This window comes from Hyunsoonleella flava (genome assembly GCF_004310325.1).
In the GTDB taxonomy this organism is placed as follows: Bacteria; Bacteroidota; Bacteroidia; order Flavobacteriales; family Flavobacteriaceae; genus Jejuia; species Jejuia flava.
The window spans coordinates 131,608-158,088 of the sequence record NZ_SIRT01000002.1; the positions used below are offsets into that span (position 1 = coordinate 131,608).

Here is a 26,481-nt window from a genome sequence, read left to right on the forward strand (position 1 = left end):
GTTTACTCGTTTTATGAGTGACACTGATATTGAACTAAGTGCAAGAGTTATTCCCTCGTTGTTAAATGAGATTATTTACGCTAACGAAATAAATTTAAAAGTATCTGAAATTGAAGGAGACGCTGTTTTGTTTTTTAGAAAAGGACAGCTCCCACCTTTTGTAGATTTAATTGATCAGTGCAAAACTTTTTTTTCACAATTCTATAATCAACTAGATGTTTTAACAAAAAAGTATAGTGAAGAAAAGGGTATTGATAATATTCCTAAATTAGGATTGAAAATCATATTGCATTATGGGGAAAATGTAGAATCTGTCCAAATAGGAAACCGCATAAAGCTTATGGGAGAGGATGTTATAATTGCACATCGATTATTGAAGAATGATATAAAAGAAGATGAATATTTGTTAATTTCAGAAGATTTATTAAATCAATATGAAGACTCAACTATTGAACGTAATTTTGATTGGGGAGAATTTCAAGATAATGAACAGGTGTACAAGCATATAGGTGAAATCAATTACAGCTACATAAAGATGTATAAGCTACTTGACTAGTTTAAATCAAATCCATGTAGATTTCCTTCATTGCCCTAAGTTCTTTCTTTAGTAATGAAAACTTTTGAGTGGTTTTTAAAATCATATACCTTTTTTTAGAGTTAGGATTAAATTTTTATTCTTCTATTTTTTCATCTAAGAAATTATTACCTTTAAATTACTAATCTTCCAAAAGTTTAGAATGAATTATACTACTATGGTTTATTGTCGGCGTATAAACTAGGGTTTGGATTTTAACAGAATGTGTTATCCTAATCTTATTTCAAGGTATCCACTATTGTAAATGTAATTTATTTGCGTGTTTTGCGTCTAAAAAACTATATAAAAGCATAAATAAATGAAAAGTAGTTTTAACGATATCATAAATTCAGAAAAAGTAGTGTTAGTAGATTTTTTTGCAACTTGGTGCGGACCATGTCAAGCATTGTTACCTATTCTTAAAGAGGTAAAAGATGAGGTGGAAGATGCTGTAAAAGTTGTGAAAATTGATATTGATAAAAACAATCCTTTAGCAATGAAATATCAAGTAAGAAGCGTGCCTACCATGATTCTTTTTGTAAATGGAGAACCTAAATGGAGGCAATCAGGTGTATTGCAAAAGAAAGATATTTTAAATGTGATTAAAACCCATTCGGGAATTACGGTTTAATTGAGTTTGAACTCATAAAGATTTCCGCCATCACCCTTATCTCTTTCGTCAGTGATGTAAACTGTTTTAGAATCTATAAAGCAAATACCTTCTTTTTGGGAGTTATGGTCAAATTTTAGTTCTTCAATTTTTCCATCGAAGAAGTTATCACCTTTAAAATTGCTAATTTTCCAAAGTTTATCATGGTTTAATAATACTATGGTCTTACCATCATCACTGATGTCGGCCGAAGTAATCCTATGGTTTTTACCATCTAGATTAAACTCTTTAACTAAAATAGCGGTGTGTAGCCCAACTTTATTAGGTACCTTAAATAGCATGCTGGATTTGTTTTCTTTACTAAATACATAGAAAAATCCATTCCAAATAAAAAACGCTTCAAAGTCTTTAGGCTTCACATCCTTAGGTAACATAAAGTTGATGCGTTGTGCGTTGGTTTTATCATCGCTCAAATCAGATATTTTGTAAATGGTGAAGTCGTCTCTATTTTTACTATTGTTTCCAAAATCACCAATGTACAGGTTGCCTTCTTTATCAGAAGTTAAATCTTCCCAATCAATATTACTGGAGTTTTTTATATCAATATCTTTTATGATGTCGCCATTCGTATTCAATCCATAGATATTGTTTTTGTTTCCAGAATCTTCAATGGTCCATAATAAATCAGAATTTACTACTGTCTCAATAGCTGAAGCTTCTTTTAAACTTTTTGGTAAATCTGCAATTACACTTAATTTGCCGGTTTGGCATGCATTAAACAAAATGAAAATTAAAAGTAATTTTTGTATTTGGTACATCTTTATTTTTTTATCTATCTCAAAATTACAACTTAGGGACCCAAATGAAAATTAAATATCATAAACTATTTATAAAATATGGGAAATGCCTTTTTTAATTGATAGTTTTATGCTGAAAAAGTGTGCCTATGACAACAGTAGATGATTTACTTAATCTTTTAGTTTTAGATAAAATAAGTGATGATGCTTTTAATGGTGTGAGTAAGACAGTGGGCAGTCCCATTGTTTTTGGCGGGCAGGTGCTGGCACAAGCCTTAAATGCAGCGAGTAGAACTATTACAAATCAAAGAATTTTACACTCGATGCATGCGTTTTTTTTGGAAGCTGGAGATTTGGAATGTCCTATTACCTACAACGTTAGTAAGGTAAGGGATGGTGGAAGTTTTTCTGTAAGACGCGTAACGGCGCATCAAAAAGAGACTACAATTTTTATCTTATCGGCTTCATTTCATAAAAAAGAGGAAGGTTATGAGCATCAAATTGAAATGCCGATAAATGTAAAACCTCCAGAGGATTTGTTAAGTTGGACTGATATGCGTAAAGAGTTTGGAGATGCACTTCCAAAGGGCTTAAAATCGTTTTTAGAAGTTAAGCGCCCAATAGAATTTAAACCAACGGCTTTTGCCAACCCTTTACAACCTAAAGATTTGCCTCCAAAACATCAGGTGTGGTTTAAACTGAAGGGTAATATTGAAAATTTAGATTTAGCCACAAAACAACAAATTTTAACCTACATTTCAGATTATAATATTTTAGTGTCTACTTTAAATCCTCATGCTAGTAAAGCTCATTGGGGCAATACACAGACCGCCAGTTTAGATCATTCTATGTGGTTTTTTAGGGATTTTGATTTTTCAGATTGGTTGCTTTACGATATGGAATCGCCCAGTGGAGCTATGGCGAGAGGGTTTGCAAGAGGACATATTTTTACTAGAGATGGAAAATTAATAGCTTCAGTAGCGCAGGAAGGATTGGTAAGACCCATAGCAAAATAATGGCTAAGAAAGACGTAATTATCATTGGGGGCGGTGCTGCAGGTTTTTTTGCAGCCATTAACGTTGCGGAGCAAAACCCCAAGTTAAAAGTTGCTATTTTAGAACGAGGAAAAGAAGGTTTAGGTAAAGTAAAAGTGTCTGGTGGCGGACGATGTAATGTAACACATGCTGAATTTATACCTTCTGAACTAGTTCATAATTATCCCCGTGGTGAAAAAGAGTTATTAGGGCCTTTTCACAAGTTTATGACGGGCGATACCATTGATTGGTTTGAAAAAAGGGGTGTGGCTCTAAAAATAGAAGATGATGGCAGAATGTTTCCAGTTACAAACTCGTCACAAACCATCATCGATTGTTTTTTAAATGAAGCTGAAAAGTTTGGTGTTGAGGTATTTTATAACCATTCTGTGAAATCAATTAATAAAGAAGAAAGCGATTTTAAAGTAGAAACAACGCAAGGTTTATTTTCAGCAGAAAAAGTTTTGATAGCAACGGGAAGTAATCCCAAAATTTGGAATTTACTGGAAGGTTTAGGACATACCATTTCACAGCCTGTACCGTCATTATTTACATTTAATATTGAAGATGAGCGCATTAAAGATATCCCTGGTGTTGTTGCAAAAGATGTTGCCATACAGGTTTTAGAAACCAATTTATGGAGCGAAGGCCCTTTATTGATTACGCACTGGGGCATGAGTGCACCATCTATTTTAAAGCTATCCGCTTTTGGTGCTTTAGAATTGGCTAAACTGGAGTATAAATTTCAGATTGAAGTTAATTTTATCAAACAGTCCTTTGAAGATTGTTTAGAAGTTTTAAAGGTCTTAAAACAGGATTTGGCTAAAAAAGCAGTGTATAAATCTACGCAATTTGATTTGCCAAAACGTTTGTGGCATAAATTGGTTTTAGCATCCCAAATACAGATTGAAACCCGATGGGCAGATATTAATAAATTACAATTCGAACAACTAGCAACCCAATTAACCAAAGCTGTTTTCAATGTTAAGGGCAAAAGCACATTTAAAGAAGAGTTTGTAACTGCTGGAGGCGTAAGTCTTAAGGAGGTAAACTTTAAAACATTTGAGAGTAAGAAAATTAAAAACCTTTATTTTGCAGGCGAGGTGTTAAATATTGATGCAGTTACAGGAGGATTCAACTTTCAAAATGCATGGACAGGTGGTTATATAGCAGCAATGGCTATTGTAAATTCATCATAAAATGAAGTATGTAGTTATAATTTTTTTGTTGTCAAATACAGTGTGGTCTCAAAACTTAGATGCTCATTTATGGGAGAATCGTGTCATTGTGATTTCAGCCGATAAAGCTAATATTCAAAAGGCGGAATCTCAGTTCAATTTACTTAATAAAGAAAAAGAAAAACTAATAGATAGAAGATTGGTCATCTACAAGTGCATTGAAAAAACTTGCGTATTTTATGATTTTAAACAAGTGGAAAAAATGTCCAAAACCAATAAAAATCCCGAAGGTTTTAGCATTACGTTGATAGGATTAGATGGAGGTAAAAAATACAAATCAAACCAAATAGAGCAAGCTAATGTTTTTTTTGACTTGATCGACAAGATGCCAATGCGACGTCAAGAGCTCAAAAACAAAAAAGGTAAGAATGACTAAATATATCGCATTACTTCGTGGTATAAACGTTAGTGGGCAAAAGAAAATTCCCATGGCAGAATTACGTGAATTACTTTCCAAATCTGAGTTAGAGCAAGTACAAACTTATATTCAAAGTGGGAATGTTATCTTTCAATCTTCAGAAAAAGATAAAGGAATATTAGAAATAAAGATTCATAATGCTATAAAAAAACATTTTGGGTTTGAAGTGTCAATTCTAGTGCTAATGCCGGAAGAATTACAACAAATTTTTGATAATTGCCCTTTTCCACAGGAAAAAAAGGAAAAGAGTTATTTTATGATGCTATTCTCCAAAGCAGAAAAAGCCAAAGTTGATGAGATTTCGAAATTGTCCTATCCAAACGAGGAATTTCAAATAACTGATTGTTGTGTATATTTTTATTGTTCTGTTGGTTATGGAAAAGCAAAATTCAGTAATAATTTTTTTGAAAGAAAATTAAAAATTATCGCCACCGCCAGAAATTATAACACAATGGTAAAGTTATTATCTTTGTCGGCAGAATAATTGCTATGATAGAAAAAGACTTTATACCAAAAGCATATAAGAGTTCAATTGACAAAGGAAGTGTTACTTGGTCATCTCCAAGTAATATAGCTTTAGTGAAATATTGGGGCAAAAAGCAAAATCAAATTCCAGAAAATCCTTCTATTAGTTTTACCTTAAACAATTGTAAAACAACAACTAATTTAAGCTACACTAAAAAGGGAGACAGTGATAACTTTTCATTTGAAGTGTTTTTGGATGGGAAAAAAGAAGACGGATTTAAACCAAAAATTGAAATGTTTTTTAAAAGGGTTGAGGTGTATTTGCCTTTTTTGAAAGACTATCATTTTAAAATAGAAACATCCAATACATTTCCTCACAGTTCGGGGATAGCATCTTCAGCTTCGGGAATGAGTGCTTTAGCCTTGTGTTTGATGAGCGTTGAACAAGAACTTTCAAAGGCTGATGTTATTCCGAGTGCAGTCAAGGAATCCAGCTTCATCAAAAAAGCGTCGTTTTTAGCACGCCTAGGTTCTGGGAGTGCATGTAGAAGTTTGGAAGGCGATTTAGTGGTTTGGGGAAAGCATGATGCTATTGAAGACAGTTCGGACTTATTTGGTGTAAAATATCCATACGCGGTTCATGACGTTTTTAAAAATTATCAAGACACCATTTTATTGGTTGATAAAGGCGAAAAGCAAGTAAGCAGTACCGTTGGACATAATTTAATGCATGGGCATCCCTTTGCTCAAGAGCGCTTTAAACAGGCCAATAAAAACCTTTCAGACATCATTTCTATATTAAAGGAAGGTGATTTAGATGGCTTTGTTGCTTTGGTTGAGAGCGAAGCACTTACGTTGCATGCAATGATGATGACAAGTATGCCTTATTTTATTTTGATGAAACCAAATACGTTGGAAATCATCAATAAAATCTGGGCTTACAGAAACCAAACAGGCTTTAAAGTTTGTTTTACTTTAGATGCAGGTGCAAACGTACATGTATTATATCCTGAGCGTGAAGCACCAAAGGTTTTAGAATTCATTCAGAATGAATTAGTTGCATATTGCCAAAATGGACAGTATATTTGCGACGTTATTGGTTTGGGGGCTAATAAATTATAAATGAATGATAATTTTGTTTAAAAATATACTATATTTGTTAAACAAGTTTTCCAAATCACGTTAGCTATTATGAAAGGACCCCTTTTTTATTCAAAAATTTTACTCTTCGGAGAGTATGGAATCATAAAGGATTCTAAAGGGCTCTCTATTCCTTACAGTTTCTACAATGGTGCTCTTAAGAAAGATGATAATTCTTCTGAGGAAGCATTAAAATCAAATGCTAGCTTAAAGCGTTTTGTTGCGCATTTAGAAAATATTGATGATAGTATTGTTCGTTTTGATGTTGAGCGATTAAAAGCTGATGTAAATTCTGGAATGTACTTTGATTCATCTATTCCTCAAGGTTACGGCGTTGGTAGTAGTGGTGCATTGGTTGCTGCTATTTATGATAAATATGCTTTTGATAAAATTACCGTTCTTGAAAATCTTACCAGAGAAAAGTTATTGAAACTTAAAGGTGTATTTTCAGCTATGGAATCGTTTTTCCATGGAAGTTCCTCAGGTTTAGACCCTTTAAACAGTTATTTGAGTATTCCTATACTTATCAATTCAAAAGATAACATTGAAGCCACAGGTATTCCTGCCCAACAAAGCGAAGGTAATGGTGCCGTATTTTTATTAGATAGTGGTATCATTGGTGAAACTGCTCCTATGGTACAGATTTTTATGGAAAATATGAAGAAGGAAGGCTTCCGTAGTATGTTGAAAAATCAATTTATTAAGCATACTGATGCCTGTGTAGATGATTTCTTAAAAGGCGATATTAAATCCTTATTTAGAAATACCAAGCAACTCTCTAAAATTGTGTTAAACCATTTTAAACCGATGATTCCGAAGCATTTTCACGAACTTTGGAAAAAAGGTATCGAAACCAATGAGTACTATCTAAAACTTTGTGGTTCTGGTGGTGGAGGTTATATTCTTGGTTTTACAGAGGATTTAGACAAAGCAAAACAAGCATTATCTGATCATAAATTAGAAGTCGTTTATAACTTCTAATATTCTTATCTTTATTGTTCATTCAAAAAATAATGCTACCCTGAGTTTATTTTAAGGGCATTAAACTGTGTATATGCTTTCCAGAAGACAGAAACATATTCTTCTTAAGTTTTTTAGTATGTTTTCTGTGGTCAGAGGTTACAATATTCTGGTCATCGTCATCGCCCAATACCTTACTGCTGTTTATATTTTGGCTTATGATAAACCCTTAAAAACAGTGGTTTTTGATTTGAATTTATTGATGCTCGTGCTAGCTACTGCTGCAACGATTGCTGCGGGCTATATCATCAATAATTTTTATGATTCTGAAAAGGATTTAATCAATCGTCCAATAAAGTCAAGATTAGATCGCTTGGTCAGTCAAAATACAAAACTATCCTTCTACTTTGTTTTAAATTTTATAGCGGTTATAATGGCAAGCTATGTGTCTTTTAACGCGGTAATATTCTTCTCTATTTACATCTTCGGTATCTGGTTTTATTCGCATAGACTGAAGAAACTGCCATTTGTTGGAAATTTAACATCAGCTATATTAACCATCACGCCGTTCTTTGCCATTTTCATGTATTACAAGAATTTTGAAACCGTAATTTTTGTGCATGCCATATTTTTATTTTTAATGATTTCAATGCGCGAATTGACCAAGGATCTCGAAAATATAAAAGGAGACATCGCGCAAAACTACATCACTATTCCAGTGGCCTATGGTGAACGGGCTTCAAAAGTTATGCTTACATTATTAGCAGTGGCCACGTTATTGCCAATGTATTTATTGTTATTTCATTATGAGGTAGGGTATATGTATCTCTTCTTCTATTTAAGTTTATTCCTCTTGGTAATTTTTATGATATTATTGTGGAAATCTACGACTAAGATTCAATATTTGATATTACACAATATTTTAAAATTTATAATCCTTGCAGGGGTATTTAGTATATTACTGATCGATGTGAGTGTTATTTTAAATCGAATTTAAATGCAGAATTTATTAAAAGTTGCTCTAGCTCAAATTTCCCCAGTTTGGTTGAACAAAGTTGAAACCTTAAAAAAAGTAGAACAGGCTATACGTGATGCTTCAAAAGAAAATTGTGAATTAATAGTATTTGGGGAAGGTTTAGTGCCTGGGTATCCATTTTGGCTGGCTTTAACAGGAGGAGCAGAATGGAATACCAAGGTAAATAAAGAGCTACATGCTCATTATGTAAAAAATTCAATTACTATTGAAGAAGAGGATTTAGAATCGATTTGTGAATTAGCTAAAAAACACAAAATTGCCATTTATTTAGGTATTATTGAGCGGCCATTGGATCGTGGTGGCCATAGTATTTATGCCTCTTTAGTTTATATAGATGCCAATGGAAAGATACAATCTGTACACAGAAAACTCCAACCCACCTACGATGAACGTTTAACTTGGGCACCAGGAGATGGTAACGGTTTACAAGTGCATAAACTCAAAGATTTTACGGTTGGAGGGTTAAATTGTTGGGAAAATTGGATGCCCCTTCCCAGAGCTGCGCTTTATGGTTTAGGTGAAAATTTACATATTGCCGTTTGGCCAGGGAGCGACCATAATACCAAAGATATTACACGGTTTATCGCTAGGGAATCTAGGAGTTTTGTGATTTCAGTGAGCAGTTTAATGACGAAAGACGATTTTCCAAAAGACACACCATATTTAGATAAAATTTTGGAGAAAGCACCTGATGTTTTAGCCAATGGTGGTAGTTGTATAGCTGGACCAGACGGCGAATGGATTGTTGCACCCGTTTTACACAAATCAGGTTTAATAATTGAAACAATTGACTTTAATCGCGTGTATGAGGAACGACAAAATTTTGATGCGGTAGGACATTATTCCAGACCGGACGTTACACAATTGCAGGTGAATACCGAGAGACAGTCTACCGTGAAGTTCAATAAATAGAGAAATCCTTAACCCAAAATCATCAATCATAAATTATTAGGTATATCTTTGCACAAAATTTACAGTGATGAACAGACAACAAGGCGGTAAAGGAAAAGGAAAACCATCAAAATTTGATGGTGGTAACAAGCCTTATAAAATCAATTCCAAAGATAAAACCCCTGTTAAGAAGACTAATTCGCAACATAAAAAATCTGGAAATTCAGATCAAATCCGTTTGAATAAATATGTAGCCAATGCAGGCGTGTGTTCACGACGTGAAGCTGATGTGCATATTGCAACAGGATTGGTTTCGGTTAATGGAAAAATCATCACTGAAATGGGCTTTAAGGTAAAACCAGGTGATGAGGTACGCTATGATGGTGCTAGAATTAGCCCAGAGAAAAAAGCCTATGTATTACTAAACAAGCCAAAAGGTTTTGCCACAACTACTAGTGAGGGAAAGGGCAGAACGGTAATGGATTTAGTCGCTAATGCTACCAACGCCAAGATAAAACCTATTGGTCGCTTAGGAAGAAACTCTAAAGGTTTATTATTGTTCACAAATGATGATTCGGTTCATAAGAAATTCACTCATTCTAAAAATGGGGTAGCGCGTTTATTTCATATTGAATTGGATAAAAACCTAAAGCTTGAAGATTTAAAGAAGATTCAAAATGGGTTTAAGGTTGAAGGGAAACTAATAGAAGTGGAAGAAATAAGTTTTATAGATGGAGCTAGTAAAAAGGAAGTCGGTTTAAAAATCAAGAATACTGGCAATACCATTATCCGAACTATTTTTGAGCATTTTAACTACGATATTTTAAGCTTGGATTGTGTGGCGATCGGGCATTTAACCAAAAAAGATATCCCTCGTGGGCATTGGAAGCATTTAACAGAACAGGAGTTAAATACCTTAAAGATGCTTTAAGGGTTTTTAAACTCACCAATAAGCCATAGCACCCCAGATGGGTCGTGTATAAAATATTCATTACCCCAATCATTATAATGAATTTTTGAAATTTTCACATCTTTATATTTGTTTTCTAAATGAAGTGCTTTGATATTTTTTAGATGTGTTTCTAAGTGCTCTACTTCCATGAAAATCATAGAATTATCTATCCAATCTTTAATATTATAGTCTTGCAGGTAAAAACCAAAGTCTCCTGATTTAAAGTAAGACATTTTATCTGAGAGTTTTAGTTCCTCAAATCCAAAATCATTGTAAAACTGTCTGGAAAGGCTGTAATCTTTGGCGCCTATAAAGGATCGGAGGGATTTTATATTATGAAACATCTTAGAAACGTTTACTTTATAAAAATAATGTTTCTAATCTAATTGGGTTCTTTAAAGTATTACGGATTACTTAAAATCAGAATTTCAGAATTATAATTATTTCGAAGACAGAGATAAGTAAAAACAAAAAAAGGTATTCAAATCAAAATTGAATACCCTTTTCTGGTGTTATATATTATTCTTCTTAATTATTTTTTCCACGCCTTATCAATTTCTTCAAGCTCTAGACCCTTAGTTTCGTATACGTATTTGTAAACAAAATATACAGAAAGTATAGCGCCTAAAGTATATAAACTATAAGCAAATGCTAGACCCATTGAGCCAAGTAACATAGGGAAAGTTAAAGTAACAGCAAAATTGGCGACCCATTGTGATAATCCTGCAACAGCTAAACCTAAACCTCTTATCTGATTTGGAAACATTTCCCCAAGCATCACCCACATTACTGGTCCCCATGAAAAGTTGAATAGCATAACATAAGCGTTAGCAGCAATTAATGCTAACATTCCCATGCTGTCACTTAAATCTAAAGTTTCTTGTCCTGTAGCCGCATTAAGTTCCATAGTTCCTGTTGAAAACGCATATACAACCAAAGCCAAGGTGATACTCATTCCAATTGAACCAATCATAAGTATTGGCTTTCTTCCTATTTTATCTACCAAGAAGAGTGATAATACCACACCTGCAATACTTAAGGCACCCGAAATCACATTGATTAATAATGAATCGCCTTCATCAAAACCAACCGCTTGCCATAATACAGCACCATAATAAAATACAACGTTAATACCAACAAATTGCTGAAACGCAGCAAGTCCAATCCCAACCCAAACGATTGGTTTTATTCTCCCTAATGTTTTGTCATACAAATCAGAAAAACGAGGTTTATGGTCTTTAGATATAGAATCATCAATTTCCTGTACTTTTCGCTCTCCTGTAATTGAACCATACAGCTTGCTTAAAACTTTCTGTGCTTTTTCCTTATGGCTTTTCGCTACAAGGTATCTTGGGCTTTCTGGTATAAATAATAACGATACAAAGAAAATTGTAGCAGGTATCAGCTCAATCCAAAACATCCAACGCCAAGTTTCATATTCCCACCATAAGGGGTTTAATGCAGATCCTGATAAATCGGCTAGTTTGTAATTACTTAGGAATGAGAAAAACAAACCTGCGATAATTGCGATTTGTTGGGTAGTAGCCAGAGCTCCACGGTATTTAGCCGGTGCTATCTCACTAATATAAGCTGGAGCCATCACTGAAGCTGCACCAACGCCTAAGCCTCCAAGAATCCTGTAAATAATAAACTCAATAGAGGATGTTGAAATTCCAGACCCCCATGCAGACACTATAAACAATATAGAAGCAATGATAAGCATGGATCTTCTTCCATATAAATCTGCTAGTTTGCCTGCAAAAAATGCACCTACAGCACAACCTAATAACATCGAAGCAACATTAAACCCACTACCAATATTTTGTGCATCAAAAGCTATTTCAAGTCCTTTTACAGTACCATTTATAACACCACTGTCAAACCCAAAAAGGAAACCTCCTAGAGTCGCAACTAAGGTAATTCCAATGACATATAATTTATTTACTTGTTCTTCTGTTTTCAAAATATTTAGTTTTAAGTGTTAGCGATATTATTTTAATGATTCCAAATGTAAAGAATATTAATTTGAGCTTAAATATACTGGTTAATTATATTTTCAAACAACTCTTGCTTACCACTCTTTAGAGGTAAATCTCCATTCTCCTGTGCTATTTTGTATAAATCGTTGAAGTCTAAATTACCACTTTCAAAAGCCTTACCGTTTCCAGAATCGAATGAAGCGTAACGCTCTACTCTTAATTTATCATAAGCTGATGAAGAAATAATCTTATCTGCTGTTAGTAATGCACGTGCGAAAGTATCTGCTCCACCTACATGCGCTAAAAAAATATCTTCTAAATCGGTTGAGTTTCTTCTGATTTTGGCATCGAAATTAACACCGCCACCTTGCAAGCCTCCTGCTTTAAGGAAGACTAACATAGCTTCTGTAGTTTCTTGAATATTGTTTGGGAACTGATCTGTATCCCAACCGTTTTGATAGTCGCCACGGTTAGCATCAATACTTCCTAACATACCAGCATTTGCAGATACTTCTAATTCATGCTGAAAAGTATGTTGTGCTAGTGTAGCATGATTTACTTCTATATTCATTTTGAAATCTTTGTCTAAACCATAGTTTTTAAGGAAACCTATAGCTGTAGCAGCATCAAAGTCATATTGATGTTTCATAGGTTCCATTGGTTTTGGCTCAATAAAGAATGTACCTTTAAAGCCTTGACCTCTAGCATAGTCTCTAGCCATGGTTAATAACTGCGCCATGTGGTCTAACTCACGCCCCATATCTGTATTTAATAAAGACATGTAACCTTCACGACCACCCCAGAATACGTAATTTTCACCATCTAATTTAATGGTAGCATCTAAAGCTAATTTTATTTGCGCTCCTGCTCTTGCAACTACATCAAACTCTGGGTTGGTTGCAGCACCATTCATGTATCTTGGGTTTGAAAAACAGTTTGCTGTTCCCCAAAGTAATTTAATACCTGAAGCTTCTTTTTTCTCTTTTAGATAATCTGTAATGGTTGCTAAACGTTGTTCTGATTCTGAAAGCGTTGCACCTTCGGCCACTAAATCGTAATCGTGGAAACAGAAATAATCGAAGCCCATTTTGCTGATAAATTCAAAAGCAGCATCTGCTTTGTCTTTTGCTGCTTGTATGGGGTCGTTAGATTGATCCCATTCAAAATTTTGAGTTCCAGGACCAAACGGGTCTGCACCTTGCCCACAGAATGTATGCCAATATGCAATAGCAAACTTAAAGTGCTCTCGCATTGTTTTTCCTGCAACTACTTGATCTGGATTGTAGTATTTAAATGCCAAAGGATTATCCGAATCTTTTCCTTCAAATTTGATGTCTCCAATACCTTTAAAATATTCTTTGTCTCCTAAAATTGCCATGTGTTATGTATTTATTCGTTTATGTAATTATTATTCTATAGTATCATTATATATTCTGCATCTGCGTTAGGGATTGAGCGGCATGTTGAAGCTCCCCGACGCAGGAGGGAGCGACTAGCGAAAGCCCGACCCTTGGGTAACGCCCAAATATTAGTTATTTAAAAAACCTTCTAATTGTGTTTTCCAATTTTGGTAGGCCTTCTGGTAAGGGGCTTTGTTTCCTAGTGGTTTATACGTCATTACGTGGTCGTTTGCTGTGATGTTATCTCCAAACTTTTTGAAATCACCATCGGTTAAACCTGCTGCTCTCGCCGCACCTACTGCACCTGTGGTGTTATAAATCTCGATATCATGACCGATTAAAGTAGCCACCGTATTCGAGAAAATTTCAGAACGGAATAAATTATCATTTCCTGCTCTTATCACTTTTATTTCGGCATTATCGCCTTTTAAAATATCCATACCGTACACAAAAGAAAACGCAATACCCTCTAAAGCTGCACGACACAAATGCCCTTCGTTATGTGTATTTAAATTTAAATTGCAAAAATGTGTACCTACAATTTTGTTGTTGAACATGCGTTCTGCGCCGTTTCCAAAGGGTATTACGCAAACACCCTCTGCACCAACAGGTACAACTTCTGCTTTATTATTCATAGCTTCATAAGTATTTGAAGCTAAATTATCCTTTAACCAACGGTACTGAATACCCGCACCATTTATACACAATAACTTACCCAATGTTGGGTTACTGTTTGAATAGTTTACATGTGCAAAATGATTAATTCTAGACGGTTCTTTAGATTTTAAAACATCGGTAACGGCATATACTACGCCAGATGTTCCACCTGTAGCTGCAACCTCCCCATGGTTAAACACATTAAGTGATAGTGCGTTGTTGGGTTGATCGCCTGCTCTGTAGGTAATAGGGATACCCTCTGGTAATCCAGTATCGCTCGCACCTTGCGCATTCACCTCGCATTGTGCGGTAAAATTTTCAACAATGTTTGGTGTTAAATTTGTATTTATATTATAGTGTTCTAATAACCAGTTTGCAACAGTATCTGCTTTATAATCCCACAACATACCTTCGGACAGACCGTTTTTAGTGGTATTAATTTCACCAGACAATTTCATGGCTATAAAATCTCCAGGTAACATGTACTTATCAATTTTTGTATAAATATCGGGCTCGTTATCGCGCACCCATTTAAGTTTTGAGGCCGTAAAATTTCCAGGTGAATTTAGCAATTTTGCCATACAAACATCTTCTCCCAAAGCTTTAAAAGCGTTATTTCCAATCTCTACTGCACGACTATCGCACCATATAATGGAGTTTCGTAATGGTTCACGGTCTTTATCAACTACAACCAGCCCATGCATCTGATAAGAAATCCCAATACCGGTTATTTTTGACGCATCAATATTGCCTTCCTTTATAGCGCGTTTGGTTGCCACACATATATAATTCCACCACATGTTTGGGTCTTGCTCCGCCCAATGTTGTTGAGGCGCCACAATTTCCATTTCATTTGTAGGCTCATTTAAGGTAATGATATTTGCTCCAGTTTTGGCGTTAACAATCGCCACTTTTACAGAAGAACTTCCTAAATCGTATCCAATATAATACACCTGTTTGGTTTTAGTTGGTTTGAAAATAATTCGAGTCTCGAAAGGTATAAAAATAACACTCATTTTCGGTCTAAAACTCTAAAATATCACATTGGTTTCTACGAAAAATTTAAGTATTCAAAAATGTTTAAAAATTATGTTAAGTACTGCTAAATTTACCGACTTAACACCCCAGATGTTTATATTTACACTAAAATTTTATAATGCAGAAAACATACTACGACCCCGCAGACCTTAGGAAATTTGGAAAAATCACAGAATGGAGTGAGGAATTAGGCAATAAATTCTTTGAGTATTACGGTAAAGTATTTGAGGAGGGTGCGCTTACGGCACGCGAAAAATCCTTAATAGCCTTAGCCGTGGCCCATACAGAACAGTGTCCCTACTGCATTGACGCATATACAAAAGATGGTTTGCAACGTGGCGTAACTAAAGAAGAAATGATGGAAGCTATTCATGTAGGAGCCGCCATAAAAAGTGGTGCAACCCTTGTGCATGGTGTTCAAATGATGAATAAAGTGAATAAGTTGGATGGGTAATTAATTGGGCGTTCCCCAAGGTTCGGGCTTTCCACTAATAGTTTTGGCTCGATGCGCGCCTCGCCAAAAGCTGCCGTTTCAATCCCTAACGCGGGTACAGAACTTATCATGATAAATAGTCCCTAAGAAAGTATATGACGAAAGTAAAAACACAATCTCTACATAAACGCGAAAGCACATTAGCTCAAAGCAAAAGACAATTAGAAATCCTATCAAACGGTATTTTCCAAAATGGAGAGTTACCCACTTTTGCAAAAAAAATAGGTGAGACAAATCAGTTTCCCTTGAAGGCAAAAAAGCTTGAAATTTTGCAGATTAACGTTGGCTACATGTGCAACCAAGTATGCGAACACTGCCATGTAGATGCTGGTCCAGATCGTAAAGAAATAATGACCAAAGAAACGATGCAGCAATGTCTTGAAGTGATTAAAAATACAGGCGCACACACTTTAGATTTGACAGGTGGTGCTCCTGAAATGAATCCTAATTTTAGATGGTTTGTTGAGGAAGCTTCAAAAGCTGGTATTATAGATTTTATTGTACGCTCTAACCTTACAATTATTCGTGCCAATAAAAAGTATTATGATTTACCTGAGTTTTTTAAAAAACACAATGTTCATGTAGTGAGTTCTATGCCGCACTGGACACGAGGAAAAACAGATAAACAAAGAGGTGAAGGCGTCTTTGATATGTCCATAAAAGCGCTTCAGGAATTAAATGCTGTGGGTTACGGTATGCCAGATAGCGGTTTACGTTTGGATTTGGTTTACAATCCGTCGGGCGCATTTTTACCAGGAGATCAAATGGCGATGGAAAAAGATTTCAAAAAGGCATTGATGGAAGATTTTGGAATTCAATTTCATAATTTATTTGCCATAACCAATCTGCCAATCTCAAGATTCTTGGATTATTTAATTGCCTCAGAGAATTATGAAGATTACATGTATCAGTTGGTAGAAGCTTACAATCCAGCAGCTGTTGCCAATGTAATGTGCACAAATACCATATCCGTAAGTTGGGATGGCTTTCTTTATGATTGTGATTTTAACCAAATGCTAGAATTGCCTGTAAACAGCAAAGTAAAACACATTTCAGAGTATAATGAAGAGCTTCTAGAAGGTAGAAATATTGTAATTTCACAACATTGTTATGGTTGTACTGCCGGTGCAGGAAGTAGTTGCCAAGGTAGTGTGGCTTAAAAAAAATGTATGAGGTATTTATTTCTAATCATTTGTTTTGGTATTTCAATGTCTGGGTTTTCCCAAAAGAAATTGTCCAAACTTTTAAAACAGCAAAACACCGAATCCATCCCTTATATTTCAGTAGACACATTGCAACAAATTCAACATGAGGTTATCTTACTAGATTCAAGAGAAGAAAAAAAATTTGAAACCAGTCATTTAAAAGATGCTATTTGTGTAGGGTACGATTTTTTCAATTTAGACTCCGTTAAACAAAAGCTCCCCAATAAAGACTCGAAAATAGTAGTGTACTGTTCATTGGGAATCCGCTCTGAAGATGTTGCCGAAAAACTTAAGAAGGCAGGTTACAAAAATGTACTGAACTTGTATGGTGGAATTTTTGAGTGGAAGAATAAAGATTTAGAAGTAGTTAACGAAAATGAAAAGCCTACGGACTCCATACATGCCTTTTCTAAAGCATGGAGTAAATGGTTAAAAAAAGGTGTAAAAGTATATGAGTAAAGAGCTCGTTATTGTTTTTGTGAAAAACATAAAACTTGGAAAAGTAAAAACTAGACTCGCCAAAACCATCGGGGATTTAGGTGCTTTTGAAGTTTACAAGGAGTTAGTTGAAATCACTGAAAAAGCAACCGCTAAGGTTGAGGCCGACAAACGTATTTACTTTTCTGATGTGATTATTGATGAAAAATGGAAGGGTTTTGATAAATACGTCCAGGAAGGTTCAGACCTTGGTATACGAATGAAAAATGCTTTTACCAAAGGGTTTGAAGATGGTTACGAACGTATTGTTTTAATAGGTTCAGACCTTCCAGATATAAATGCTTCCCACATTAAAAATGGATTAAAAGCTCTGGAAACTTCTCAAACGGTTTTTGGTCCAGCAGTAGACGGTGGTTATTACCTTATCGGGCTTTCAAAAATTCATGATTGTGTTTTTGATAACAAACCTTGGAGTCAATCCAATTTATTACAAATTACCGTTCAAGAATTGAAGTCTAAAAACATCAATTATAGTATATTAGAAACCTTAAATGATATTGATACTTTTGAGGATTTGATTGCCTCAGAGTTTTACAAATCTAATCTTCAATTACAAGAAAAAATTAAACAATTAAATGATTAAGTTTATAACAGAAACAGTTGATTATCTTAAAGAAAAAGGCTTTGATACCCCAGAAATTGGTATCATCCTAGGCACAGGCTTAGGTCAGCTTATTAATGACGTTGAAATTATTAAAGAAGTAAGTTATAATCACATTCCTAACTTTCCAACTGCAACCGTAGAATTCCATAAAGGCAAACTGATTTTCGGGAAACTTGCTGGTAAAAAGGTAGTTGTTATGCAGGGTCGCTTTCATGTTTACGAAGGTTACTCGCTTCAAGATGTTACTTATCCTGTGCGCATCATGGAAAAACTAGGCATACATACCTTATTGGTTTCAAATGCCGCAGGGGCAATTAATCTAGATTTCAAAAAAGGAGAATTGATGTTGATTGATGACCATATTAATCTTCAAGGAAGTTCGCCTTTGGCGTTTCAAGGGGTAGAACAGTTAGGCGAGCGCTTCGTGGATATGAGTGCGCCCTACGATACTGAAATAAATTCAACATTTAAAAACATTGCAAATGCTAATGGCATCAAACTTCATAAAGGCGTTTACGCCAGTGTAGTTGGGCCTCAATTGGAAACCAGAGCAGAATATAGAATGCTAAAAATAATGGGGGCTGATGCCGTTGGTATGAGTACGGTTCCAGAGGTTATTGTGGCAAATCATTTAAAATTAAAAGTAGCAGCAGTGTCAGTTTTAACAGATGAATGCGACCCAGATAACCTAGCACCTGTTGATATTGCGGAAATTATTGCCATGGCAGGAAAAGCAGAACCAGATATGGTAACCTTATTTAAAGAACTAATAGAAAATATTTGATAGTGTAATATTTGTTACACCTTTGATATTTAAAGTGCCTACCTTTATTATATCTAATGTTTAGAAAAACTGATTATGAATAGCTATTTAGAAACAACCCATGACGTTTACAAAGAAGCAGCACTAACACCAGATGTTGGTTTATGCTGTACCACAAATCCTATATGGGAATTACCTGGATTAAAAATCCCAAAGATCATGCAAGAAATGAACTATGGTTGTGGTTCTACGGTTCATGCACGAGATTTAACCAATAACCCAAAAATGCTTTATGTTGGTGTTGGCGGCGGTATGGAACTGCTGCAGTTCGCTTACTTTAATAGACAAAAAGGAGGCGTAATTGGCGTTGATGTTGTTGACGAAATGCTGGAAGCTTCACGCAAAAATTTTATTGAGGCCGAAGCCCAAAATGATTGGTTTAAAAGTGAATTTGTAGATCTTAAAAAAGGGAATGCTTTAAATTTGCCTGTTGACGATAACTCCATTGATGTAGCTGCCCAAAATTGTTTGTTCAATATTTTTAAGGCTGAGGATTTAAAAAAGGCCATTGCCGAAATGTACCGTGTTTTAAAGCCTCATGGACGTTTGGTGATGAGCGACCCAACCTGTGAGCAACCTATGAATGAAGATTTGAGAAATGATGAACGCTTGCGTGCATTATGTTTAAGTGGCAGTTTGCCCATTGCAGATTATGTAAAAGCCTTAACCGATGCTGGTTTTGGTACTATTGAAATTAGAGCTAGAAAACCCTATCGTATTTTAGACCCTAAACATTACCCAACAGATGAATTAATTTACATTGAGTCTATTGAGGTTGCGGCTATCAAAGACCCAATGCCAGAAGATGGACCATGTATCTTTACTGGGAAGGCTGCGATTTATTATGGCGAAGATGATTATTTTGATGATAAAAAAGGGCATGTGTTGCTCAAAAATCAGCCTTTAGCTATCTGTGATAAAACCGCTGGTGTGTTGGCAAATCTAAATCGGCATGATATTTTCATTAGTGAGTCTACATACCACTATGACGGTGGCGGGTGTTGTTAGTTTATATTTAGAATTAGATATGAAATTTTTTGGCCTCATTTTTTTAACCTGCTTAGTTGTAGCCTGCTCTGGGGCCAAAAAGGTGGTGAACAAAACTGAGCGTTCTACTTCTGGAACGAATGAAATAGATACCACGGCAACCACTACCACAAAAGTGATTAAAATGACAGATTCACTTTATGTTCCAGATTCCGACGCTGATATTGAAATTGTAAATAAACCTTTAATTAAGAGTTCTGGTGAAAGCACTAGGGATTCAATAGCTAATAAAGCAGTAGAAGAGAAAATTGAGGAACCGATACTTGAACACGACACAATTCTTTATTATCCAGAAGCTTTCAATCATGATTCTTGGGACGATGTATTGGAAAAATATGTTTCGACAGATGGAAATGTAGACTACTCAGGGTTGAAAAAAAGCAGAGGTGTTTTATTAAAGTATATTGAGCTATTGGCCAATAATACACCAAATAATGATTGGACAAAAGAAGACAAACTAGCCTATTGGATAAATGCCTACAACGCCTTAACTATCGACTTAATCTTACGAAATTATCCTATAAAAAGTATTAAAGATATTAAAGACCCGTGGAAACAACGCCATTGGAAATTAGGTAAAAAATGGTACAATTTGGACGAAATAGAACATCAAATTTTACGAAAAATGGATGAACCACGTATTCATTTTGCTATTGTTTGCGCTTCTGATTCTTGTCCGAAATTGCAAAATGACGCATTTACAGCTTCAAATTTAGAACAACAGCTAACTAAAGCGACTGAGGAGTTTCTAAGTGATAAGAGTAAAAACGACCTTTCTGATAACCCAATTAAACTATCAAAAATATTCAAGTGGTTTTCTAAAGACTTTAATCAAAACACGAATCTGATAGATTTTTTGAATAAATATTCTGAAGAAACAGTATATCACTCAACCAAAATACGCTATATGGATTATAATTGGGATTTGAATGAATAAAATTTCAATTATCATACCCGTTTTAAATGAAGCAGGATGCATTAAAAATCTGCTTAATCATCTTACTGAAAATTCTTCAGAAGAACATATTGCTGAAATCATTATAGTAGATGGTGGAAGTGAAGACAGCACGCAGCAGATGGTTCTCGATACGTTTTCGCAAAGCGAAAACACTCGAATTGATACTAAGCTAATAATTTCAGAAAAAGGTCGTGCAAAACAAATGAATATTGGAGCAAAAAACGCCAGTGGTGACATTCTTTATTTTTTGCATGCTGATTCTTTTCCTCCCAAGCATTTTGACGCACACATTGTTAGAGTCGTGAAAAAAGGTAATAATGCTGGTTGTTTTAGAATGAAATTTGATAGTAACCATTGGTGGTTAACATTGGCAGGTTGGCTAACTGCTCTACCATTTAAGGCTAGTCGAGGAGGTGATCAAAGTCAGTTTATAACAAGCCAACTTTTCAATGACATTGGTGGTTATGATGAACGTTTTTCTATTTATGAAGATAACGACCTGATTTCAAAACTATATGCTAGAAATGAGTTTGTTGTTATCCCAAAATGGTTGACGACCTCTGCGCGTTGCTATGAAAAACATGGCATATGGAAAACGCAATTCCATTTTTGGAGGATTCACTTAAAAAGTCGATTGGGAGCTTCCCCATACGAACTCCAGTCTTATTACTTGCAAAACTTGGTGAACGCTTAATTTTTGTTCCTTCCTTTTTCATCGGGATATAAATCCTTTACCACATCACTCTGAAATACTTCTTTGGTGTCAATGTTTATGGCAGATAATTTCCCAAAAAACGCTGCGCCTGTGTCAATGTTCCAAACATTTATAGCATTCATGGGCTCATATTGATTGTAATTTAAGGTAGGCGTATGCCCGATGTAAATTTCCTTGTAGTGCGTGAGTCGCTTTGGGTACAATTCAGAGTTTTTCTCAATACGCTTGTCCATAGTCAGCGCCATTTCCCATAGTGTTCTGTCAAAATAAAATGTAGTTTGGAATACCTCCTTTTCAACTCCATGCATTGAAGTGAAACCTGCGTGCAAAAACAACCTGTTTTCAGTATCTAAATGGTACATTTTTAGGGTTTCAAAAAAGCTTAAATGCTTTCGCTTTTCTTCTTCACTGAATCTTTCATAGCTTTCCATGGTCTCCTTTCCTCCATGCATGTACCATACCTTGTTTACATCTCCATCTCGTAACCATTCTTCGCACCACACATCATGATTGCCTTTTATAAAAATACAGTTAACTTTTTCAGAAAGTTCAATCAAAAATTGGATTACTTGGGCAGATTCACTCCATCCGTCCACATAATCGCCCATGAAAATGAGTTGGTCTTCGTCTTTAATTTCCAGAGTATTTAAAAGTTGGATAAGTGCTTTTAAACCTCCGTGAATATCGCCAATTGCAAAAGTTCGCATATTGAATTTGTTTTAGGCAAAACTAGTAGAATCTTTACTAATAACAGTGGTTTTTTAATAAGAAATGTAGTTTACAAATGATTACTTTTTTTAGGGTTTTGATTTACTTTGTCTGATAGGTGCGTTAGGGATTGAAAGGTATACGGAGCTCCTCGCAGAGAGAGACTAGCGAAAGTCCGACCCTTTAGGGTAACCTGCCTGCCGGCAGGCGCTCAAATACTGTAACTAAAAATATTGCCCAATACCAAATACAAAACCTTTTGTGGAATTCTCGGTGATACCATAGCCGTAATCTATCCTAAAAATGGCATTATATATTTTTTTATGAATAAAACGCAACCCTAACCCAGGATATATTTTTACGTTGTCTTTTTTGCTAAAATCGCCAAAATCTCCCCCTGGGTTTCGCCATGTGCCTGCATCGATAAATGCATTGCCTTGTAGGACAAACCAGTTTTTCTCATAAAGGGTATGACGATATTCAGTATTGATGACGATAACCCCTGTACCTCTATCGATGGTGTTACCTACACCACGAACGTTAAGGTTGTTATCTACAGAAAAAGGCGCAAAAGGTGTTTCATCATTTGTGGAAAGCCCCATGCGCAATCTGTTGGCCCAATTGCCATTTTCGCCTATGCGCTTGAAATAGAAAAAATCGTTCCAACCGATAAAAAAATCGGGAAGCATATCGTTAGTAGAAGTTACATACTGAAAATTAAAAATACTTCTAAACCCTGAGACGAAATGGTAAAAATAATCCAGATTATTATACTCGTAAATACCTTTTGCTAACCATTTATGAACGTTTAATTCTGGTCTGTTATTTATATTATCTCCTCTAAACCTGTAATCTTCTGTAAAATAATTTACACCAAATTCCAGTCTATTATGAAAATCAAACCTATGCAAACCAAGTATTTCATAGCTTTTGTTGTTGTATCGGTATTGTGCTGTTTCGTCGTCAAAAAAAACTGGCTCCAACGTTGTTAAATCTTGATAATTGGCGGCCAAACCCCATCGCCTTGAAAAGAGAAAAGGTGCTCTTAGATTGATAGCATGAGAATCATAAATGTCTTTTTGATAAAACCCTCCAAAGATGATGTTTCTACCAAATGTGTTGAATTCGTATAAACCGATTCGATATGCAAATTCATCGTCATCCGTTGTATAAAAATTAACAGATGGAATAAGTGTGAAGTTTTCTTCGATATTATAAAACACATTATACCTGTTGTCTCCAGCGGGAAAAACTTGATAAGAGGCATGTGATACGGAGGGTAGTCTCTTGATAAGTTTGATGTCTTCTGCAATTTCTAAAGAGTCTAAAGGTGCTCCTGATTTTACGCTCGCTATTTTTTTAAGAAATGACGATTTTATCTTTTCGTTTCCTTGGATTTTTAGGTCTGCCACCACTGCGTTTTGAGCAAAAGCAAAAAAACTACAACATACAATTAAAACATAAGTTGAGGCTCTTTTCATCATTTGGCACTAAACGATTTTGTTACCACTAAATTGACCCAATTATCCAAACTTACGTCCATTAAGGTGAAATTATAAGTATTTCCCATAACCAAATCTGGTGGTGGTAATTGCGTGGTAACATTTAAAACCACATTGCTGGTATTATAATATTGGAACATGCTTTCGTAGGTGTATGTTCCAGATAGTAAACTGTCTTGCGCATCTGAAATGACCTGAAAATAAATGGCGTTATCACCCGCAGCATTATGTTGCCATGAAAAAACGGGCATACTGGAGGTGGTTTGATTGATAATTACCTCATCCGTCCATACTGTGGGCTTAGATTGGTGCTTAATGCGAATTGGGTTGGAGATTTTTATTTCGTTATCCAATTCAAAAGTGATGATTACCCATTTTTCATTAGAATTGGATTGGGTGAATTTCCCTAAATGACCATTAAAAAATGGTTCGTTCTCTAAAAAAACCTGCTTGTAATTTGTGTAATCTTCGTGATTTTGCTGTGCGTTTTTGGTTTCATAAAATCTAATGTTGGTGGCACCGTCCTCTGGATAAAAAAAAGTAAGTACGTCTCCTGTATCTTTATCACTTGCGGCACATGCGATTACCGCTCCTGTTTCAATGGGTTTGCTTGAAGCATATAATTCTAAGGTTTGTTCAATAGCATCATCAGTATCGGTGCACGACATCATGATGATAAATGAAAGTAGTAGATGTTTAAGTTTGCCCATGATAAACTACTGTTTGTAATAATTACGAATTAAACCTTCAGCCGGTTTGTTTTGGGGCGTAAACATTGCATTGTTTTCACCTCCAACGTTGTCATGATTTATAAACCATTTCCAAACAAAACCACCAGCAAACCAATCTTCCTTCCAAAAGGTTTCAAAAAGTGCTTTTGTGGTATTGTTTTGGGCTTCTAAATTAACGGCTCCCATTTTTCTATCACTTTTCCATGGTGCTTTGCCAGAATAATCTACACTTCTGTATCCAAACTCGGTAAACAAAATAGGTTTACCATATTTCACAGAAATATCCTGAATAACCCTTTTATGCTTTCCCCAACCTTTTAAACACTCTTCAAAAGTTGGTGTTTTTCTATCGCTTACAGGAAAATAAGCATCAACACCTATAAAATCCAATTTATTCCAAAAGGGTGTGCGTTTAAACTCATCCCAATTGGCGGCATAGGTTAATTTTCCGTTGTAAATATGTTTTATGTCTTTTATTAAGTTGTTCCAATAATCAGGTCGATTTGATATAAAACGTTCTAATTCCGTTCCAATACAAAATATGTCGGCATTGATTTCATTAGCTAACACTGCATATTCCAAAATAAATTTTGAATAGGAGTTTTCTAAAGTTTTCCAGTCCGTTTCGGTTTTCATTTCAATATAACCCGTAAACTCACCTCTCCACACCCAAATTTGGGGTTTCAACATAATTTTGATGTTCTTTTTTTGAAGTGTCTTGATATATTGTTTTGCACCATCTACGGTTTCTCCAAACCACTGCCTATGGGTGTTATAAATAATTTCAGGATGTTTTAAATCTCTTATAAATCCAAATGGCATGATGGCCGCATAGTTGGCATTTACTTTTACTACAGGAGAAATATGTTTTTCCTTTACTTCGGCATTGGCAGCCACAAAACTTACACCGTTAATTTTTTTAGTTTGCGCATTACACGATTGGAAGTTAAGTAGAAGAATAAAAAAAAGGAGTTTAAACAACCGCATAAGCAAAGTTTTAAACTCCTAATTTACTATTATAATCTGGATTCCCATTTGTACAGGAATGACAAATTTATTGGCTTCATCTAACGATGAGTGAGTATTTAACCTTTAGAACAATGCTCTTAATCCGATATTGAATGTTTGCCCTAGACCTGTAGCCTCGCCTCTAAAGAAGTTTGAGTATAAGAACTCAACGTTAAGTTCATCTGTTAACTGATATTTAGCGCCACCGCCCAAAATTGTGGCGTTCTGGCTAAAATCATTTTCACCTAAATCATTTCCTCCAAAAGAAATCAATTGTAAATGTTGAACCAGCCCCAAAACCGTGAATTTTGAACTTGGAAAATAACTTAAAAAGGCACCAGGTGTCAAGCGTAAACTATTGTAAGCAAAACTAGCTTGTTCTCCAAAATTGTACTCTGTATTTAACTCTGTGAATAATTGCCAATCGCCACCAGCGAAACTATAATCGTAGAAGAATCTGTTTTGAAAGATAAAACCATCTTGGTCTAGAAACACACCGTTTTCGGTTTCATTATCAATTAAGGGGATATGAAACGCAGTTTGAATAGTGAAATTTCCAACGTTTTTGATAGGATTGAATTTTATGGCTGGAGCAAAAGAAGTCAAACCAGAACGTGCTGTACCTCTTTCTCCATCAAAAGAGAATACGTCCAAAGCATTTCTACCGCCAATAGCATTAGAGCGCACTTCGAACAGAAGACCAATATTTAGATTATTATTATCAGAAATACCCGTAAATATATCTACCGAAGAGGTGAAAAATGTATTTCTTGGAATATCTTGTTTTTGGTCACCATTTGGTCCGCCAAATAAATCTTTAGTCTCTGTATATAAATTATTGAACCATTTTATGTCCCACTGTCCTTTTTTTAAAAGTATTGAAGGGGTGTAAGTCTGTATCACGCTGCGTTCTTCTTGCTCGTCTTCTTGTGCAAACCCTGTAAAGGTTACTGTTGCTAGTGCTATTAATGCTATTATCTTTTTCATTATTTTGATTTGT

Annotated in this window: 29 protein-coding genes; 19 read left to right on the forward strand and 10 right to left on the reverse strand. The window is 35.2% G+C overall.

Going from position 1 to position 26,481, the window contains the following annotated elements; translation table 11 throughout:
• Nucleotides 1-13: 13 nt before the first annotated feature.
• Together EYD45_RS03730 and trxA are read left to right on the forward strand one after the other, a co-directional pair.
• Nucleotides 14-556 carry a DUF2652 domain-containing protein gene (locus EYD45_RS03730; RefSeq protein ID WP_233702510.1) on the forward strand — a complete coding sequence of 181 codons (543 nt, stop codon included), beginning with the start codon at nt 14-16 and terminating at the stop codon, nt 554-556.
• A 337-nt stretch (nt 557-893) separates the two neighbouring features.
• Entirely contained in the window at nt 894-1,205 is a 312-nt protein-coding gene (trxA, locus tag EYD45_RS03735) for a thioredoxin (protein ID WP_130963019.1), read from the forward strand.
• Here trxA and EYD45_RS03740 read toward each other — a convergent pair.
• On the reverse strand, nt 1,202-2,002 hold the full coding sequence (locus tag EYD45_RS03740) for a hypothetical protein (protein ID WP_130963020.1): 801 nt from the start codon (nt 2,000-2,002) through the stop codon (nt 1,202-1,204). The two genes, trxA and EYD45_RS03740, sit on opposite strands and share 4 nt — an antisense overlap.
• A gap of 128 nt (nt 2,003-2,130) precedes the next feature.
• Between EYD45_RS03740 and EYD45_RS03745 the strand changes: the two genes are divergently transcribed.
• The 9 genes from EYD45_RS03745 (at nt 2,131) to EYD45_RS03785 (ending at nt 10,094) form a co-directional block, all read left to right on the forward strand.
• A complete protein-coding gene (locus tag EYD45_RS03745) occupies nt 2,131-2,997 on the forward strand; it encodes an acyl-CoA thioesterase (protein ID WP_130963021.1) in 867 nt (288 codons plus the stop codon).
• Nucleotides 2,997-4,214, forward strand: coding sequence for a BaiN/RdsA family NAD(P)/FAD-dependent oxidoreductase (locus EYD45_RS03750; RefSeq protein WP_130963022.1), 1,218 nt, complete (start codon nt 2,997-2,999; stop codon nt 4,212-4,214). Before EYD45_RS03745 ends, EYD45_RS03750 begins: the two co-directional genes overlap by 1 nt.
• A 1-nt stretch (nt 4,215) precedes the next feature.
• Nucleotides 4,216-4,629, forward strand: coding sequence for a DUF4174 domain-containing protein (locus tag EYD45_RS03755; RefSeq protein WP_130963023.1), 414 nt, complete (start codon nt 4,216-4,218; stop codon nt 4,627-4,629).
• A complete protein-coding gene (locus EYD45_RS03760; protein ID WP_130963024.1) occupies nt 4,622-5,155 on the forward strand; it encodes a DUF1697 domain-containing protein in 534 nt (177 codons plus the stop codon). Before EYD45_RS03755 ends, EYD45_RS03760 begins: the two co-directional genes overlap by 8 nt.
• 5 nt (nt 5,156-5,160) lie before the next feature.
• On the forward strand, nt 5,161-6,258 hold the full coding sequence (locus EYD45_RS03765) for a diphosphomevalonate/mevalonate 3,5-bisphosphate decarboxylase family protein (protein ID WP_130963025.1): 1,098 nt from the start codon (nt 5,161-5,163) through the stop codon (nt 6,256-6,258).
• Between the two features lie 69 nt (nt 6,259-6,327).
• Nucleotides 6,328-7,257 carry a mevalonate kinase family protein gene (locus EYD45_RS03770; protein ID WP_130963026.1) on the forward strand — a complete coding sequence of 310 codons (930 nt, stop codon included), beginning with the start codon at nt 6,328-6,330 and terminating at the stop codon, nt 7,255-7,257.
• A 73-nt stretch (nt 7,258-7,330) separates the two neighbouring features.
• Nucleotides 7,331-8,233 carry a geranylgeranylglycerol-phosphate geranylgeranyltransferase gene (locus EYD45_RS03775; protein WP_130963027.1) on the forward strand — a complete coding sequence of 301 codons (903 nt, stop codon included), beginning with the start codon at nt 7,331-7,333 and terminating at the stop codon, nt 8,231-8,233.
• Nucleotides 8,234-9,184 carry a carbon-nitrogen hydrolase family protein gene (locus tag EYD45_RS03780; protein ID WP_130963028.1) on the forward strand — a complete coding sequence of 317 codons (951 nt, stop codon included), beginning with the start codon at nt 8,234-8,236 and terminating at the stop codon, nt 9,182-9,184. It begins immediately after the preceding gene.
• A gap of 67 nt (nt 9,185-9,251) precedes the next feature.
• Nucleotides 9,252-10,094, forward strand: a complete 843-nt coding sequence (locus EYD45_RS03785; protein ID WP_130963029.1) for a pseudouridine synthase — start codon at nt 9,252-9,254, stop codon at nt 10,092-10,094.
• Here EYD45_RS03785 and EYD45_RS03790 read toward each other — a convergent pair.
• The 4 genes from EYD45_RS03790 to EYD45_RS03805 all read right to left on the reverse strand — a co-directional run bounded on the left by EYD45_RS03790 (nt 10,091) and on the right by EYD45_RS03805 (nt 15,104).
• Nucleotides 10,091-10,459: a VOC family protein gene (locus EYD45_RS03790; protein ID WP_130963030.1), complete on the reverse strand. Its 369-nt coding sequence runs from the start codon at nt 10,457-10,459 to the stop codon at nt 10,091-10,093. The two genes, EYD45_RS03785 and EYD45_RS03790, sit on opposite strands and share 4 nt — an antisense overlap.
• Before the next feature lie 188 nt (nt 10,460-10,647).
• A complete protein-coding gene (locus EYD45_RS03795) occupies nt 10,648-12,078 on the reverse strand; it encodes a sugar porter family MFS transporter (protein WP_207303287.1) in 1,431 nt (476 codons plus the stop codon).
• A 68-nt stretch (nt 12,079-12,146) separates the two neighbouring features.
• Nucleotides 12,147-13,472 carry a xylose isomerase gene (xylA, locus tag EYD45_RS03800; protein ID WP_130963032.1) on the reverse strand — a complete coding sequence of 442 codons (1,326 nt, stop codon included), beginning with the start codon at nt 13,470-13,472 and terminating at the stop codon, nt 12,147-12,149.
• A 150-nt stretch (nt 13,473-13,622) separates the two neighbouring features.
• On the reverse strand, nt 13,623-15,104 hold the full coding sequence (locus EYD45_RS03805; protein ID WP_130963282.1) for a xylulokinase: 1,482 nt from the start codon (nt 15,102-15,104) through the stop codon (nt 13,623-13,625).
• 203 nt (nt 15,105-15,307) lie between these two features.
• Here EYD45_RS03805 and EYD45_RS03810 point away from each other — a divergent pair, with 203 nt between their 5' ends.
• From EYD45_RS03810 to EYD45_RS03845, 8 genes are all read left to right on the forward strand, one after another.
• Entirely contained in the window at nt 15,308-15,643 is a 336-nt protein-coding gene (locus EYD45_RS03810; protein ID WP_044637200.1) for an arsenosugar biosynthesis-associated peroxidase-like protein, read from the forward strand.
• Between the two features lie 134 nt (nt 15,644-15,777).
• Nucleotides 15,778-16,842: an arsenosugar biosynthesis radical SAM (seleno)protein ArsS gene (gene arsS, locus EYD45_RS03815; RefSeq protein ID WP_130963033.1), complete on the forward strand. Its 1,065-nt coding sequence runs from the start codon at nt 15,778-15,780 to the stop codon at nt 16,840-16,842.
• Nucleotides 16,843-16,851: 9 nt separating this feature from the next.
• A complete protein-coding gene (locus tag EYD45_RS03820; protein ID WP_130963034.1) occupies nt 16,852-17,346 on the forward strand; it encodes a rhodanese-like domain-containing protein in 495 nt (164 codons plus the stop codon).
• Nucleotides 17,339-17,968: a TIGR04282 family arsenosugar biosynthesis glycosyltransferase gene (locus tag EYD45_RS03825; protein ID WP_130963035.1), complete on the forward strand. Its 630-nt coding sequence runs from the start codon at nt 17,339-17,341 to the stop codon at nt 17,966-17,968. Before EYD45_RS03820 ends, EYD45_RS03825 begins: the two co-directional genes overlap by 8 nt.
• Complete coding sequence (locus tag EYD45_RS03830; protein ID WP_130963036.1) at nt 17,961-18,773, forward strand: purine-nucleoside phosphorylase; 813 nt, start codon at nt 17,961-17,963, stop codon at nt 18,771-18,773. The genes EYD45_RS03825 and EYD45_RS03830 overlap by 8 nt, the downstream gene beginning before the upstream one ends.
• Before the next feature lie 75 nt (nt 18,774-18,848).
• Nucleotides 18,849-19,820 (forward strand): arsenosugar biosynthesis arsenite methyltransferase ArsM, encoded by a 972-nt coding sequence (gene arsM, locus EYD45_RS03835; RefSeq protein WP_130963037.1) that lies wholly within the window; start codon nt 18,849-18,851, stop codon nt 19,818-19,820.
• Entirely contained in the window at nt 19,765-20,796 is a 1,032-nt protein-coding gene (locus tag EYD45_RS03840) for a DUF547 domain-containing protein (protein ID WP_233702512.1), read from the forward strand. The genes arsM and EYD45_RS03840 overlap by 56 nt, the downstream gene beginning before the upstream one ends.
• On the forward strand, nt 20,789-21,511 hold the full coding sequence (locus tag EYD45_RS03845; protein WP_130963038.1) for a TIGR04283 family arsenosugar biosynthesis glycosyltransferase: 723 nt from the start codon (nt 20,789-20,791) through the stop codon (nt 21,509-21,511). Before EYD45_RS03840 ends, EYD45_RS03845 begins: the two co-directional genes overlap by 8 nt.
• On the opposite strand, the gene EYD45_RS03850 is transcribed toward EYD45_RS03845, so the two are convergent.
• The 5 genes from EYD45_RS03850 to EYD45_RS03870 all read right to left on the reverse strand — a co-directional run bounded on the left by EYD45_RS03850 (nt 21,508) and on the right by EYD45_RS03870 (nt 26,468).
• A complete protein-coding gene (locus EYD45_RS03850) occupies nt 21,508-22,239 on the reverse strand; it encodes a metallophosphoesterase family protein (protein ID WP_130963039.1) in 732 nt (243 codons plus the stop codon). The genes EYD45_RS03845 and EYD45_RS03850 overlap by 4 nt on opposite strands.
• 225 nt (nt 22,240-22,464) lie before the next feature.
• Entirely contained in the window at nt 22,465-23,724 is a 1,260-nt protein-coding gene (locus tag EYD45_RS03855; RefSeq protein WP_130963040.1) for a POTRA domain-containing protein, read from the reverse strand.
• Nucleotides 23,721-24,452 carry a hypothetical protein gene (locus EYD45_RS03860; protein ID WP_130963041.1) on the reverse strand — a complete coding sequence of 244 codons (732 nt, stop codon included), beginning with the start codon at nt 24,450-24,452 and terminating at the stop codon, nt 23,721-23,723. Before EYD45_RS03860 ends, EYD45_RS03855 begins: the two co-directional genes overlap by 4 nt.
• A 6-nt stretch (nt 24,453-24,458) precedes the next feature.
• Nucleotides 24,459-25,460 (reverse strand): glycoside hydrolase family 113, encoded by a 1,002-nt coding sequence (locus EYD45_RS03865; protein WP_130963042.1) that lies wholly within the window; start codon nt 25,458-25,460, stop codon nt 24,459-24,461.
• Between the two features lie 105 nt (nt 25,461-25,565).
• Nucleotides 25,566-26,468: a hypothetical protein gene (locus tag EYD45_RS03870; protein ID WP_130963043.1), complete on the reverse strand. Its 903-nt coding sequence runs from the start codon at nt 26,466-26,468 to the stop codon at nt 25,566-25,568.
• Nucleotides 26,469-26,481 lie beyond the last annotated feature (13 nt).